The following is a 17,273-nucleotide window of genomic DNA, read 5'->3' as shown; positions in this document are numbered from 1 at the left end:
AAAATAATTTATCCTTCATAAATGCTAATGTAAAAACTTGTAATTTTACGCTATGCAGTTTAAAAAAATTACAGAATCAGATTCGCACTACTCAGATATTGAACACATGAGTACCGAGCAAATTTTGACTTCTATTAATAAGGAAGACCAAACGGTTGCGACTTCAGTTCAAAAAGTTATTCCTCAAATACAATCGCTTGTTGACATTATCGCAGATAAAATGCAACAAGGTGGTAGACTGTTCTACATAGGCGCCGGTACCAGTGGCAGACTTGGCATTTTGGACGCCAGTGAATGTCCACCCACTTTTGGAGTACCACACCACATGGTGATTGGTTTAATAGCAGGTGGTGATAACGCCATCAGAAAAGCAGTTGAATTTGCCGAAGACTCTTTAACCCAAGGCTGGGTAGACCTAAAAGCCATGGATATTTCAAAAAACGATGTGGTTATAGGCATTGCAGCTTCGGGCACTACACCCTATGTCTTGGGTGCCTTAGAACAATGTAATCAACACGACATCACAACAGGCTGTATCACTTGCAACGCGGGAAGTCCTTTGTCAGTTTTAGCAAAATCCCCAATTGAAGTTGTAGTCGGACCGGAATTTATTACAGGAAGTTCCAGAATGAAAGCAGGCACTGCTCAAAAAATGATTTTAAACATGATTTCCACTTCCGTCATGATTAAGCTTAACCGAATCAAAGGGAACAAAATGGTCGACATGCAACTAAGCAATAACAAATTGGTGGAACGTGGCACCAAAATGATTATGGACGAGCTAAAACTTTCCCAACCTGAGGCCGAAGCCTTACTCTTAAAACACAACAATGTGAGGGCTGCTATAACTTCTTATCAAAATGACACAACCCAGAACCGATAAACAGTTACTTTATAAAGGCATCAAAATAATGGCTTTAACCGGACTAATGATGTTTTTAGGGCCTACACTTTTGTACATCGGTATTGCTAATAAAAGCAGTGATCTTTCCATAATAACCATAATTGTAGGCGGTTTGATTTGTTTGGTGGCGATCGTTATGGCTTTTTATGGTTTGAATACCATTATGAAGAGTATGTTTAAGAAATAGTGATTCTTCAAATTTAATTGATATAAATATTGCGCTGTCAATTGCATAGTTTAGGAGATTTATCTTGCAGTTAATCGATTTATTTTGAGCAGTCATTTTGTCTCGTCTACATTTATAGATTAATGTTGAGAAACAAATTCTTTTGAAGGCGCAATACAAATATCTAATAGGCATCATGTCAATAGTGATGTTGTCTTTAAGCATTTATATTATTTGGAGCAGAAATGCCTGCGAAAATGATGTAACGCCTCCAATAATCCTGTTACCTGCACCAAATCTTTTACTTCCTACAGATATTGGTGAGTGCACAGCGTCAATCACCGAAGGTGTTTTAAGCGTACCAACCGGAGGCGATTTTTGCGGTGTAGCCTCGGTAACACCTTCAGTGTCGCCGGTAGGAAATCCACCAAGATTTGTTTTTCCTGTTGGAGAGACTATTGTAACCTGGACTGTTACTGATGCTTCAGGAAATTTTACGACCTCAACCCAATCCGTTACAGTATTTGATAACGAGGAACCACAAATTACATGCACATCTGATATTACAGTTCAAACCATTCCCGGAGAGTGCAATGCCTTGGTAAATGTTCCTATACCGAATGCTACCGACAACTGTAGTATTATTTCTGTAGTAAATGATTACAATAGCGGTGGTGCAGATGCCACCGACAGATATCCAATTGGTACAACCGTGGTGACTTATACCGTAACCGACTCGGCAGGTTTCACCGCGAGCTGTAGCATCAACATCATTGTAGAAAATTCACAAATTCCGGTTATCACTTTAATAGATTCTGATACCATCGTGCTGGAAGCATGCGATGAATATATTGAATATGGTGCGACTGCTGTGGATTCGTGTTTAGGTAATTTAACGAGCGATATCATTATTGACAATTCAGCAGTCAACACCGGCGCAGTAGGCACTTATCAAGTTTCATACAACGTTAGTAACAGTCTTGGTGTGGCCGCCAATACAGTATTTAGAACCATAAATGTGGTAGATACCACCGCTCCAACCTTAACATTGGTGGGACCAAGTGTTCTTAATATTGGTGCTTGCTCAACCTATACGGAATTAGGGGCTATTGCCATTGATCCATGTTTTGGTAATGTTTCTTCAGCAGTTGTAGTTGATAATGCAAGTATTGATACCAATACAATTGGCGAATATACAGTAACCTATAATTTGATGGACGCCAGCAATAACGTCGCTGCACAAATTACACGCATTGTAAACGTGACCATTACCTCACCTCCCGAAATTACCATTTTAGGTGATAATCCGCAAATAATTGAGGCCTGTAGTCCTTACATAGAATTGGATGCTATTGCCATTGAACCTTGTTTTGGTACAGACCTGACTTCAGGTTTAGTTATAGATATTTCAAATGTAGATACCAGCACTATTGGTACTTATATCGTTAGCTATAACATTACCGACAACGACGGAAATGAGGCCATCGAAATGACTAGAGTTGTGGAAGTGGTAGATTCCACCGCTCCTGAAATTACACTCATTGGTGATAATCCACAAATAATTGAAGCTTGCACACCTTATATTGAATTAGGAGCAACTACAACTGATTGTTCAGCACATACTTTAGAAATTGACACAGCCGCAATTGACCTCGGTACCGAAGGCACCTATACCGCTATTTATACCACTTGCGATGATTATGGAAACTGCTCAACCATTTCAAGAGAGGTTCAAGTAGTTATTAGCAACCCTACTGCTAATGCAGGTGATGATTTCACAAATAATATTTGTACCGAAACTACCATCAACTTAGCCGCCAACTCGGTTATTGGTACCAATGCTTCAGGATTGTGGACGGTTACTTCAGGTCAAACCACCGACTTTAGTTTTTCTGATCCAACAAGTCCCACATCAACTTTTACAGGTGATGTTGGTGAAACCTATATTTTAACCTGGACCATTACAGATCCATGTCGATCTATAAGTGATTCTATAACAGTAACTTTTATCAACTGTAGCGCCTTAGATTTTGATGGTGTTGACGACAATATCACCTTCAGAAATAATTACAATCTAACCAATAATTTTAGCTTAGAACTCTGGGTTAAACCTGAAGCACAAAACAATAGTATTCAAACCATACTTTCAAAACGAGAAGTCAACAACTTGGTTGACGGATATGATCTTAGACTGGTAGATAATTATATCTCGTTTAACTGGAATAATGCCCAAGCATTAAGTTCACCTTACCGGATGAATACCAATCAATGGCATCATGTCACCGTAACCTTTCAAAATAACACTTATCGGCTTTATATTGACGGTGTACTTATCAACAGTACTACAGGTGCTTTACCCATTGAAAACACTTCCGATTTTATTGTTGGTGCCATGCACAACTCTGTCAACCCTCCATTTAGACCCCGAAATTATTTTGACGGTGGTATGGATGAATTTAGGATTTGGAATGTGGCGCTATCTGAAAATCAAATCAGAACAATGATGAATCAGGAAATTGAAAATTCCGGTGGTATGATTATATGTTCTGAAGTTCCCTTAGATATCGACGGACTAACCTGGAACGAATTGAGGGGCTACTACCGCATGAATCAAAACAGCGATCTATTTGGTGGTAACCTCGTGCCAACCAACGCTAATGGTATTAACGGACTGTTAAGATTTATGACCACCTTGCAGCCTGAAACCGCACCACTGCCCTACATTAGTAATAATAATGGCAACTGGACCGACAATAATACTTGGCTACATGGAAATGTACAAGCCGCTCCTAATAGTATTGGTATTGATAACACTACTCCAATTGACTGGAATATAGTTAGAACATCTCATAACATCTCGTCAGGTAATAACAACCTGACTGTACTAGGCTTATTGGTTGATGACAATACCTTAGTTATTGAAAACTCCAATCCTTCGGATGGGCAAAGCTTAAGAGTTACCAATTATTTAAAGTTGAATGGCATCTTAAAACTAGTTGGCGAATCGCAATTATTGCAAGACATTAACAGTATTGTTGATTATTCGGGAACAGGAAGTTTACATCGCGATCAGCAAGGCACTTCAAACCTTTTTAATTACAACTACTGGAGTTCGCCGGTAAGTGCAGACGGTTTTAATTATACCATTGGTAACGTGCTTCACGACGGTTTACAACCGGTATTGTGGACCGGTGCAGTTGATGCCAATCCAAATACTACACCAATTACTTTAAGTAACCGATGGTTGTATCTTTACGAAAATTACCCCATAAATTCTTATGCCGACTGGCGTGCTATTAACCAAACCGATGACGTAGCAGTAGGATTGGGCTTTTTAATGAAAGGCAGCGGTAGTACTAGCCCGCAACAAAATTATACCTTTATTGGTCAACCCAATAATGGTTATATTACCTCGCCTATTACTGCAAATTACTCAGCATTATTAGGCAATCCATATCCGTCGGCCATAGACGCCCATGAATTTATTTTAGATAATAGTAGCAGCATGCTGGGTACACTGTATTTCTGGGAACATTTTGAAACTAACAACACCCACATTTTAAGGGACTACCAAGGGGGTTATGCGGCCTACACTTTAACAGGAGGAACTCCGGCAGTATCTCCTCCAGACATTAGCAATTTAGGCGTGCCGGCTAAAATTCCTGAGCGCCACATTGCTGTTGCCCAAGGCTTCTTAGTCCAAGCTAATGATGTTGGTGGCACTTTAATTTTTGAAAACGATCAACGGGTTTTTGTTAAAGAAGCTGTTACAGGTGAAGTTGATAACGGTTCCATATTTATGAGATCTACAAATCAAAACAGCGAGAATAGTAACGAAAACTTAATTAAACGCATACGACTAAAATTCACCGCTCCTGATGGCGCTGCAAGACACTTACTGTTAGGATTTGTACCGAATAATCAGGCCGACGATGGCGTTAATTATGGTTACGACGCCCTTAATTCCGAAACCTTACCCAACGATATTTCCTGGAATATCAATTACCAAAACTATATTATACAAGGCGTTGGTGATTTTGACGACTCAAAAATGTATCCGGTCAACATTTTTCTGGAAACAGCCGGATTAGTCGAGTTAGAATTAACAGCGCTTGAAAATTTCGAAGAACCCGTAGATGTTTATCTATACGATGCACTCACCAATACATCCCATCGTATTAACGGCATCAATTTTACAGATAATTTAATGGCCAACAACTATATAGATAGATTTTATATCACCTTCAAACCCACAAATACGTTGACGGTTAAAGATTTTACCGAAAACAACATCAGCATCAAATATTTGTTAAACTCCAACCAAATTATGATTAGCTACCCTAATGGAATTGAAATTACAACCATTGAGCTTATCAATTTACTTGGACAAAACGTACAAACGTGGAATACAAATCAGATGGAACAGCCTTCAAATACCATTCTCATACCAGTAGAAAATATTTCTGAAGGTATCTATATAGTGAATGCTCACTCCCAAAATATTAAAATCTCAAGCAAGAAGATAGTAGTGCAATATTGAAAGAAATACTAAGCTTTATGGATTCATCGTTAATTTTTGCTTTTAAACGAAAAGTATTGAAATAAGATCAATTTCACCTAAAAAAATAATCAAAACATCGAAAACTAAAAACGGTAATAACCAACCAAAGTGCATAAATACTACATTTACTTCATCCTTATAAAAAGGGTTAATAGCAAATTTTATTAAAAAGTTAAACAATCGAGCGTAGCTTACTACGTCTGTTATGCATTTTTATGTATGCTTTTAACCTATATGTATTTTAAAACTTCATACTTCCAATATTTAAAAAATGGCGCAAAAAATGCTGGTGCCAACCCTATATTATATTCAATTTTGACTAACTAACCCTTACATTATGAAAAAATTACTACTTTTTTCTGCTTTTGCTTTGTTGTTGAACATAGGTTTTTCATCAACAGCAAACATAAGCACGACTACATTGTTTCCAACAAGTAACAATAGTTTTACTAACAGTATCAACAAATTAACCGTTAAAGGTATAAAGCTTTTTGCATTTCAATTAAGTGCCTTAAAAAAATTAACCTCTGGTGAAAGTAAACAAACTGCCACCGTAAATTTTAATTCAAACAATAAAAACGAAAGTAACAGTGCGCCCCTTGCTCGAACAACACAAAAAGAGGCTGAAACTTTCTCGTTTTTAGCCGATAATAGCGGAGATTACCGATCAAAAGGCACTGGTCCGTCTGTTTGGAACTCAGCAGCTTCTTGGGAGGTATTTGATGGTGTTAGTTGGGTTAATGCCACTACTTATCCTGGACAAAATGCTGGAAACAATACTGTAACCATACAACCAGGCAATACCATTACCATACCTTCAACATTTACAACCAATCAAATGGGTGACCTTAATATTGAAGGCACACTTGTTCTTGGTGGAGGTAATAATGGTCAACAGTACAATATAACGCTCAATACCAATACTATTAATATTTCAGGAATTCTTAATTTCAGCGGTAATAGAGCTCAATTATCCTTACCCAATCCTAACGCAGTCATCATAATTTCAGGAAATATTACAGGAAACTGTAATAACAACAACAAAATTTTTATTGGAATAAGTGAATATGCAGCTTGTTCTGGTGGTGGTTCAGGAGTCAGATCATTTGGTGATGTTGTAGCTGCCGGCGGTACGATCAATGCGCAGATAACCCAACCAATTGAGAACCCGATTCAACTTTGTGGATTAACCCCAATTAGTTTTACAGGAACTTACATTGGAACTGAAACTAATGTAAGTTATCAGTGGATCATTAACGGTAACATATTCACTTCGGGCTCTTTGGAAAGCAGCAGTGCTTCTTCCTCAATCACTTATACGCCTCCGGCGACTGGTTCATATTTAGTAGAATTTAGTGTAACTTCAGGTAATTTCACAAATATTGAAACCAGAACTCTCAACGCTACAAGTTTAATTGACTTTGCCAATTTACAATTCCCTGCTTCTGCAGAGATTTGCTTAGGTGGAGACGTAACAGCCTTTGGGCAAATTTTTGAAGATGGCCTTACCAATGCCACTAACGGACAAGCACCAGGTATCGACGTTGAATTTGGCTATAATACAGCAAATACCAATCCTAATACTTGGGCTAATTGGGATACTGCTACTTTTAATGTAGAGGTCGGTAACAACGATGAATACCAATACACCTTCACACCAAACGCAACCGGTACTTTTTATTACACTTTCCGGTACTCCATAAATAACTGCGAATGGCAGTATGGTGGTACCAATAACGGCTTTTGGAACGGCACCGGCAATAACAGCGGCGTGTTAACAGTTCTTGAAAATCACGAATTAAGTCTTACTTCAGGCGACACCAACCAAACCATTTGCCCAAATACCAATATTTCAAATATTATTTACACCATTGGTGGTGGTGCCACCGGCTCTAATGTTTCCGGATTGCCTAACGGTGTGTCGGGTTCTTTAAGTGGGAATACTTTTACCATAAGTGGTACACCAACCCAATCTGGTACTTTTAATTATACTGTGGCTACCACAGGAAATGATTGTGCGTCACAGGAATTAACAGGAACAATTGAAGTTCAACAATTAATTGACTTTGCTAATTTACAATTCCCTTCCGAAGCTGAAATTTGTCTTGGTGGTGGCTTAACGGCCTTTGGTCAAGTTTTTGAAGCCGGTCTTACAGAAGCTCCAGGACAAGGCGCAGGAATCGTAGCTCAATTTGGTTTCAGTACCGAAAATACAAATCCTGCAACTTGGACAACTTGGGATAATGCGACATTTAATGTACAAGCAGGAAATAATGATGAATATCAATATATCTTTACACCAAATGCAATCGGGACTTTTTATTATACGTTTCGTTACTCTCTAGAAGGCTGTGAATGGCAATATGGTGGTACAGGCGGTTTCTGGAATGGCACCGGCAACAACAGCGGTGTACTAACCGTTCTTGAAAATCACGAATTAAGCCTAGCTTCAGGCGACACCAACCAAACACTTTGCCCAAATACCGATATTTCAAATATTGTTTACACCATCGGTGGTGGTGCTACCGGCTCTAATGTTTCCGGATTGCCCAATGGTGTGTCTGGTTCTTTAAGTGGGAATACTTTTACCATAAGTGGTACACCATCCCAATCAGGTACGTTTAATTATACAGTTACAACCACCGGAAATAATTGCGAAACTCAACAACTCTTAGGAACTATTGAAGTTCAACAATTAATTGACTTTGCTAATTTACAATTCCCTTCCGAGGCTGAAATTTGCTTAGGTGGAAGTTTAACTGCCTTTGGTCAGGTGTTCGAAGCCGGTCTTACAGAAGCTCCGGGACAAGGCGCAGGCATTGTTGCTCAATTTGGTTTCAGTACCGATAACACAAATCCTTCAACCTGGACAACTTGGGATAATGCAACATTTAATGTACAAGTTGGTAATAATGATGAATATCAATATACCTTCACACCCAGCGCAACAGGTACTTTTTATTACACTTTTCGCTATTCACTAAATGGCTGTGAATGGCAATACGGTGGTACTAATAATGGCTTTTGGAACGGCACCGGCAATAACAGCGGTGTGCTATCAGTTCTCGAAAATCACGAATTAAGTCTAACTTCCGGGGATACCAACCAAACCCTTTGCCCAAATACCGATATTTCAAATATTGTTTACACCATTGGTGGTGGTGCCAACGGTACTAATGTTTCCGGATTGCCTAATGGTGTGTCGGGTTCTTTAAGTGGGAATATTTTTACCATAAGTGGTACACCAACCCAATCTGGCACTTTTAATTATGCAGTAACAACTACGGGCAATAATTGCACATCTCAACAACTTTCCGGAACTATTGTAGTTCAACCTTTATTCACCTTTGCCAATTTACAATTCCCTTCTGAGGCTGAAATTTGCTTAGGTGGAAGCTTAACTGCCTTTGGTCAGGTTTTTGAATTTAATGTAACTGAGGCCGCAGGTCCTGGTGCAGGTGTTGTAGCACAGTTTGGTTATAATACCGAAAATACAAATCCTTCAACTTGGACTACATGGGATAATGCGCCCTTTAATGTTCAAGTAGGAAATAATGATGAATACCAATATACTTTTACGCCAAATGCAGCCGGTACTTATTATTATACATTCCGTTACTCTTTAAATGGATGTGAATGGCAGTATGGTGGTACAGGTGGTTTCTGGAATGGAACCGGAAATAACAGTGGTGTTTTAACAGTAAATGAAGCACCTGCTATTACTAATAGCTATGAGAACATATCTGTAAATTCTGATAACGGTGTATGTGGCGCTACAGTCAACTATCCAGATGCCGTTGTTACCGGTGTACCTGCGCCTTCAGTTAACTATTCTACACCTTCAGGATCTGTGTTCCCAATAGGAACAACAACTGTAACTATTGAAGTTTCAAATTTATGTGGTACCGTGAGTACCTCTTTTGATGTAACTGTAACTGATAACGAAATCCCTGTAATCAATAATACGCCTAACAATATTTCGGTAAATACCGATGCCGGTAGTTGTGATGCCGTGGTAACATGGACTGCTCCTACTGTAAGCGATAATTGTCCAGGTGCTACTTTGAGTTCTAATTTTAACCCTGGTGATACCTTTCCGTTAGGAACTACAACTGTTACCTACAATGCTCAAGATACTAACAGCAACAACGCTGTGGAAACCTCTTTCACCGTTACCGTCACTGATAACGAAATCCCGGTAATCAATAACACACCTGCCAATATTTCGGTGAATACAGATGCCGGTAGTTGCGATGCGGTGGTAACTTGGACTGCTCCTACTGTGAGCGATAACTGTCCCGGTGCTACTTTGAGTTCTAATTTTAATTCCGGTGATACTTTCCCGTTAGGAACTACAAATGTTACCTACAATGCAGAAGATGTCAATGGCAATAACGCTGTGGAAACTTCTTTCACTGTTACCGTCACTGACAACGAAATCCCGGTAATCAACAACACACCTGCCAATATTTCGGTGAATACAGATGCCGGTAGTTGCGATGCGGTGGTAACTTGGACTGCTCCTACTGTGAGCGATAACTGTCCTGGTGCTACTTTGAGTACTAATTTTAATTCCGGTGATACTTTCCCGTTAGGAACTACAACTGTTACCTACAATGCAGAAGATGTCAATGGCAATAACGCTGTGGAAACTTCTTTCACTGTTACCGTCACTGACAACGAAATTCCGGTAATTACCAGCAACGGCAACCAAACCGTCAATTCAGATGCAGGAGAATGTAGTGCCTTAGTAGAAGTTTCTGCCTCAGCAACAGACAACTGCTTAGTTGTTGATGCGGTGGAAGGAGTGAGAAACGACGGCTTAGCTTTAAATGCACCTTATCCGGTTGGTGAAACCACCATCACCTGGAATGTACAAGACGTTAATGGTAATAACGCTCTTGAAGTAACGCAAATTATAACTGTTGTTGACAACGAAGCACCAACAGCCGTTTGTCAAGATATCACAGTTGAATTAGATGAGAACGGACAGGCATCCATCACAGCCGATCAAATAGATAACGGCTCAACTGATAATTGCGAGATTGCTTCCATTAGCATTGATAAAGATACTTTTGATTGTGAGGATCTACTAGGTGAAGCAACTACCAAAGTGGTCATCTCTCAAGTTTACGGTGGTGGCGGAAATAGTAGTGCAACTTTAACAAATGACTTTATTGAATTATTTAACAGTGGTAACACTCCGGTTGACTTAAACGGATGGTCCGTGCAATATGCATCATCAGCTGGTTCATCATGGGCAGTTACCGCATTAACTGGTACAATTCAACCTGGACAGTATTACTTAATACAACAAGCAGCTGGATCTGGTGGTACTGTAGCTTTACCAACACCAGATGCTGTTGGAACTATTGCTATGGCAGCAGCCAATGGTAAAGTATTACTTGCTAATACTACTACAGCTCAATCAGGCACTTGTCCAACCGGTTCTCAAATTATAGATTTTGTTGGTTTTGGAAATGCTAATTGCTTTGAAGGAAGTGCTGCAACCCCAACCTTAAATAATACAACTGCTGCCATTAGAAACAACAGCTGTACAGATACCGATAATAACGCAGCGGACTTTAGTATCGCTACACCTAACCCAAGAAATTCGGCTACTACGCCGGAACCTTGCTTTAGTTCCGGCGCAGCTGTTTCGGTAACCCTAACCGTTACCGATATTCATGGTAATACTTCAACCTGCGTAGCTAATGTAACCGTAGTCGATAACATTGCACCAGTCATCACAACCAACGGTGACCAAGCAGTAGATTCAGATGCAGGAGAATGTGGTGCCCTAGTAGAAATTTCTGCAACTGCTACCGATAACTGTAACGTGGGCGATCCAATTGGAGTAAGAAGCGATGAACTAGCACTTTCTGACCCTTACCCTGTTGGCACTACCACCATCACCTGGAACGTACAAGACGTTAATGGCAATGCGGCAACGACCGTTACACAAACCATTACGGTAGCAGATAACGAAGCACCTACCGCTATTTGTAAAGACATTGTTATTGAGCTTGATGAAAACGGCGAGGCTACTATCACAGCCGAAGATATTGATAACGGTTCTACCGATAATTGCGAGATTGCCTCTATCAGTATTGATAAAAATAGTTTTGATTGTGAGGATGTATCAACCGATTTTGAAGAGATTACCAAAGTGGTCATCTCTCAAGTTTACGGTGGTGGCGGTAATGCCGGCGCTCCTTTCAATCAAGATTTTATTGAATTGTTTAACAGCGGTAAAACACCGGTTAATTTAAACGGATGGTCTGTGCAATATGCATCAGCAACTGGTACAACATGGAATAATAGAACCAACCTCTCTGGAATTATACAACCAGGGCAATACTATCTAATTGGCGGTGCCAGCGGCACTAACGGAGTGGCGCTACCTAATCCCGATATTAGTGGAACCATCAATTTAGCCGGTGCGAATGGAAAAGTATTACTAGCTAACACGACTACCTCTCTCTCAGGAGGCTGTCCAACCGGTTCTCAAATTATAGATTTTGTCGGATATGGAAGTGCTAATTGCTTTGAAGGAAGTGGTGCTACCCAAACTTTAAGTAATTCAACAGCTGCTATTAGAAACAATAGCTGTACCGATACAGATAATAACACTGTCGACTTTAGCTCAGGTACTCCTACTCCAAGAAACTCTGCTACTACACCACAACCTTGCTTTAGCTCTGGAAACGGCGTAAATGTTACTTTAACTGTAACCGATATTCATGGTAATACTTCAACCTGTGTAGCAAATGTAACCGTAGTCGATAACATTGCACCAGTCATCGCAACCAACGGTGACCAATCAGTAAATTCAGATGAAGGAGAATGTGGTGCTATTGTAGAAGTTTCTGCTACTGCTACGGATAACTGTAATGTTGGTCAACCCGAAGGCACTAGAGATGATGGTTTAGCCTTATCTGATTCTTACCCGGTTGGTACTACCATTATTACTTGGAATGTACAAGACGTCAATGGCAATGCAGCAACTACCGTTACGCAAACCATTACGGTAGCCGATAACGAAGCACCAACCGCTATTTGTAAAGACATTGTTATTGAGCTTGATGAAAACGGTGTGGCTACTATTACAACCGAAGATATTGACAACGGTTCTACCGATAATTGCGAGATTGAATCTATTGTTGCTTCGCAAACTTCATTTGATTGTGATGACTTGTCAACAGATGACGCGCCCTTATCAAACGATTTGTTTATTTCAGAATATATTGAAGGTAGTGGAAATAATAAAGCAATTGAAATATACAACGGAACCGGAACACCAATAAATTTACAAGCAGAAGGCTATAATATTAAGATGTTCTTTAATGGAAATTCAAGTGCCGGTTTAACTATTAATTTAACAGGAACAATTGAAGATGGAGATGTATTTGTATTAGCTCAATCTAGTTCTAGTGCTGCCATTCTTGCTTCAGCTGACCAGACAAATTCATCAAGTTGGTACAATGGTGATGATGCGGTAGTTCTATACAAAGGAAATGCGCCTATAGATATTATCGGTCAAATTGGTGTAGATCCCGGTACTGCATGGACTTCTGGTTCTATTTCTACTGCAGATCAAACTTTGGTAAGAAATCCAAACATCACAGATGGTAATACCAATAATACTCCAGGTTTCCCATCGCTAGGAACAGAATGGACCTCATTCCCAATAAATACCGCTTCAAATTTAGGAAGTCATACAGTAATTGGATCCGGTGGAGGAATACCGGTAACACTAACAGTAACCGATATTCATGGCAACTCATCAAGTTGTGTGGCGAATGTAACCGTTATAGATGTTATACCTCCTGTACTTACTGCAGAAGCAGACCAAAATGTAAATCTGGATGCCAACTGTTCTATCACTATTCCTGACTTAGTAGATGGTTCTTCAGCTACCGACAATTGTAGTTTTTCAATTACACAATCACCCCTTGCCGGAACTGTAGTGGCTTCTTCGCATAATGAAACTGTAGAAGTAACCGTAACAGCTACCGATGCCTCAGGCAATACAGATGTAGCTACCGTTACCTTAACGGCTAAAGATGTTATTGCGCCGACGATTGATTGTCCGGCTGATATTACTATTAACTGTGAAGACCCTACCAGCAGCGACGCATTAGGTGTTGCTACAGGATCTGATAATTGCTTGGATGTGACAATTACCGAAAGTGATGTCAGTACACAAGTCAACGATATTAACGATCGCGGTTATTATAACTATACCATCACACGTACCTGGAGAGCTACTGACACTGCTGGTAACTTTACTGAATGCGATCAAATTATCACTGTACAAGATGTTACACCACCAGTAGTAAACTGTTCAAATATAACCATAACGCTGGATGAAAATGGAAATGCAAGTATAACTGCCAACGATTTAGATAATAATTCTGTTGACGACTGTAGTCCGGTTAGCTTGTCTATCAGTAAAACAGATTTTACTTGTGCAGATATTGGAGGTGATTTAGACGAGTTAATCATCTCAGAATATGTTGATGGCACCGGCAACAATGATTGGATTGAAATATATAACGGAACCGGAAACGAAGTGGTGTTAGGAGAAGCTGTAAATGGCGTGTTGGTAAGCAACTATAGCATTAACATTTACAAGGATGGCAGCTCTACACCAACTACCATTGGGTTAGCATTCTCTATTCCTGATAGATCAGTATTTAAAATCTCTCATCCCGCAGCACCAGGTATAACAGGAGTTTCTACAAATTGGTTTTCTCCAGATTTAATATTCGATGGTAATGATGCCATAGCTCTAGTAAATAATGACAACAATACTGCCATTGACATTATTGGAGTAATTGGACAAGATCCGGGACCATCAGGGTGGACTTCGGGTGGTGTTTCAACTGCCGGAACTACTTTGGTAAGAAATATCAATGTACAACAAGGTAATGTGTCTAATTTTGTAGCATCATTACCAACAGAATGGACGCAATTTGCACAAAATGATGTATCGAATCTTGGAGATCATGATATTGAAATTGTTAATTCTGCAAATAACGTTATTTTAACCGTAACCGATGTTAGTGGTAATGTATCGGAATGTGAGGCCAACGTATTGGTAGTAGACAATACGCCACCCGTTGCTCTTTGTCAGAATGTAACTATTCAACTTGATGCTGATGGAAATGCTAGCGTTACGCCTCAGGCCGTTGATAATGGCTCCACTGACGCCTGTGGTATTGCCAATTTAAGTTTGAGCCAAACAGTATTTAGCTGCGATAATGTAGGTGCTAATGAGGTAACATTAACTGTAACCGATAGTAATGGAAATACTGCTTCTTGTACAGCTACTGTTTTTGTTGAGGACAATGTAGATCCTGAGGTCATCACCAAAGACATCACAGTACAGTTAGATGCCAATGGTAACGCCAGTATTCAGCCTTCCGATATAAATGACGGTAGCAATGATGCCTGTGGTATTGACACTTTATCAGTATTCCCTAATACTTTTGATTGTTCTAATGTTGGACCAAATACGGTAACCCTGACGGTAACCGATACCAATGGTAATACTGCAGAAGCTGATGCTACTGTAACCATAGAGGATAATGTAGATCCAATAGCTATTTGTAAAGATATTACCGTGCAATTAGATGAAAATGGATTTGCAAGTATTATTGGGCAAGATGTAGACAACGGGTCTTCTGATGCCTGTGGTATAGCGAGTTATTCTGTTTTCCCAAATGAATTTGGATGTGATGATATTGGCGAATATACAGTCACTTTAACAGTTACAGATGTAAACGGTAACAGTAGTACTTGTACTTCAGTTGTAACCGTTGAAGGTATTATTCCTGAGGTAACTATTTCGTCAGGTGAATTACCCGAATTTTGTCAAGGTGCTGTTCTGGTCTTAACGGCCACCACTACCCAGCCCGACTCTCAAATTAGATCTTTTGTATGGTCTGGTGACGGAATCTCTGGTGCCACCGATAATAGTACTGTAAATGTTTCCGGTAATGGAACCTATACGGTAACCGTTACTTCTGAAACAAATTGTGTAACTACAGAATCTTTCACAGTTTCAGGTTTCGATGCAGGAGAATTAATCTCATCGTACACTATTTTGGCATTTGAAGATATTTTCTTGCATAATTCAAATTTAGTTGAAACGGGAGCCATCGGTGTAACAGGAACTAACGGTACCGTTAAACTATTCCAGGCCAGTACCGTGGTTGGATTTGGACAAGCGGCTAATTTTAATTTAAATCAAGGTAGTTCAATTGGCGAGCAAATCAATCAACCTGCCAATCCAACTTTACCGGATTTTGTAACTAATACCTTGTCTAACAATGCTAGTCCAAGCATAACAATAGCTAACGGGCAATCGTTAACGCTAAATGAGGCCGTTTATAACATTGTTACGGTTAATCAAGGTGCCACTGTAACATTTAATGAATCTAATGTTTATATAAATGAATTAAGAACATCCGACGGTGCTAATATTGAATTCGCCGGCTGTGCCAACGTATTTATAAACACCAAATTTAGACTGGCACAAAATGGTGTGATCAATTCATTCGGGAATAATGTGGTATTCTTTGTAAATGATGATGTACAAATAGAAAAAGGTTCAGATGTTAGGGCGCGAATTTATTCTAATGGTGGCGAAATATTTGTAAAAGGTGCCAATGCCAAAGGAAATAATGCGGCTGAGCCAACATACATGACCGGTTTGTTTATCGCTAATAGAGTGCATGGCAGTATCAATGTTATATGGAATGCAGATGATGTGTGCGGGCCTTGTGAAATTAACGCACCATTAACTCGTTTCCCGATTACTGATAATTCGGGTAATGGCAGTCTATTAGATTTCGATGTTGTTACATGGCCAAATCCATCAAACGCTATATTTAATGTGAGATTAAAAACTGTTGATTTGGTAAACGATGCTAAAATTGAAGTGTACGATACCAGCAATAAATTAGTTCATACAGGAACATTTAGAGCTAACGAAGTTTATACTTTTGGTGATAATTTGGAAGGTGGGGTTTACATTGTTCAAATAACACAAGACAAGTTTAGTAAAACCACGAGATTTGTAAAATACTAACAAGTATTTTAAAATAGTAAACCAAAAATCCCTTCTTTTTAGAGGGGATTTTTTTTGTTAAGACTAGATATTGAGTTATTAGATTGTGAAGGAATCTAAAATCAGTTTCCTGTCCTTATTGAAATTTAGATAGATATTTTAAATCCGTCTATATCTAAATAAGAATGAGATTAGAAGTCATCTTTTGTCATTTAATCAATAGAAGAGTACAATTAATTCTTTTAGATATCACTAATTGGTCTGTATAGTTATTTTAGGACGGGTCATGATGTATGGATGGTGTATGGATAGTGTATTAAAGCTAAGTTTGGTAGAAAAGTAATGACCTTTACTTTCAGGATGCCAAACTATTTAGCTCATGCTCATTGAGGCATTTGTTATCTTAAGATAGATCAGCAACAAGCAAAAAAGTCTACAAACAAAAAAAGCCATTCAGACTAGCTGAATGGCTTTTCAAAAAAGGCGATGACCTACTCTCCCACAAACGCAGTACCATCGGCGCTAACGGGCTTAACTACTCTGTTCGGAATGGTAAGAGGTGAGC

General features: G+C 39.3%; 4 protein-coding genes and 1 rRNA gene. 4 read left to right on the top strand and 1 reads right to left on the bottom strand.

The window, feature by feature from the left end; all coding sequences use genetic code 11:
• The first annotated feature begins 52 nt into the window (after positions 1–52).
• From murQ to FJ651_RS11855, 4 genes are all read left to right on the top strand, one after another.
• Entirely contained in the window at positions 53–883 is an 831-nt protein-coding gene (gene murQ, locus FJ651_RS11870; protein WP_140990753.1) for an N-acetylmuramic acid 6-phosphate etherase, read from the top strand.
• Positions 861–1,091 carry a DUF6095 family protein gene (locus FJ651_RS11865; protein ID WP_140990752.1) on the top strand — a complete coding sequence of 77 codons (231 nt, stop codon included), beginning with the start codon at positions 861–863 and terminating at the stop codon, positions 1,089–1,091. Before murQ ends, FJ651_RS11865 begins: the two co-directional genes overlap by 23 nt.
• A 142-nt stretch (positions 1,092–1,233) precedes the next feature.
• A complete protein-coding gene (locus FJ651_RS11860) occupies positions 1,234–5,610 on the top strand; it encodes an immunoglobulin-like domain-containing protein (protein ID WP_140990751.1) in 4,377 nt (1,458 codons plus the stop codon).
• Between the two features lie 358 nt (positions 5,611–5,968).
• On the top strand, positions 5,969–16,729 hold the full coding sequence (locus FJ651_RS11855) for an HYR domain-containing protein (RefSeq protein ID WP_140990750.1): 10,761 nt from the start codon (positions 5,969–5,971) through the stop codon (positions 16,727–16,729).
• Between the two features lie 457 nt (positions 16,730–17,186).
• On the opposite strand, the gene rrf is transcribed toward FJ651_RS11855, so the two are convergent.
• A 5S ribosomal RNA gene (gene rrf / locus FJ651_RS11850) occupies positions 17,187–17,273 on the bottom strand; the annotation flags it as partial.

The organism is Paucihalobacter ruber (assembly GCF_006494535.1).
Classification (GTDB): domain Bacteria; phylum Bacteroidota; class Bacteroidia; order Flavobacteriales; family Flavobacteriaceae; genus Paucihalobacter; species Paucihalobacter ruber.
This window is presented reverse-complemented; position numbering and strand designations above follow the sequence as displayed.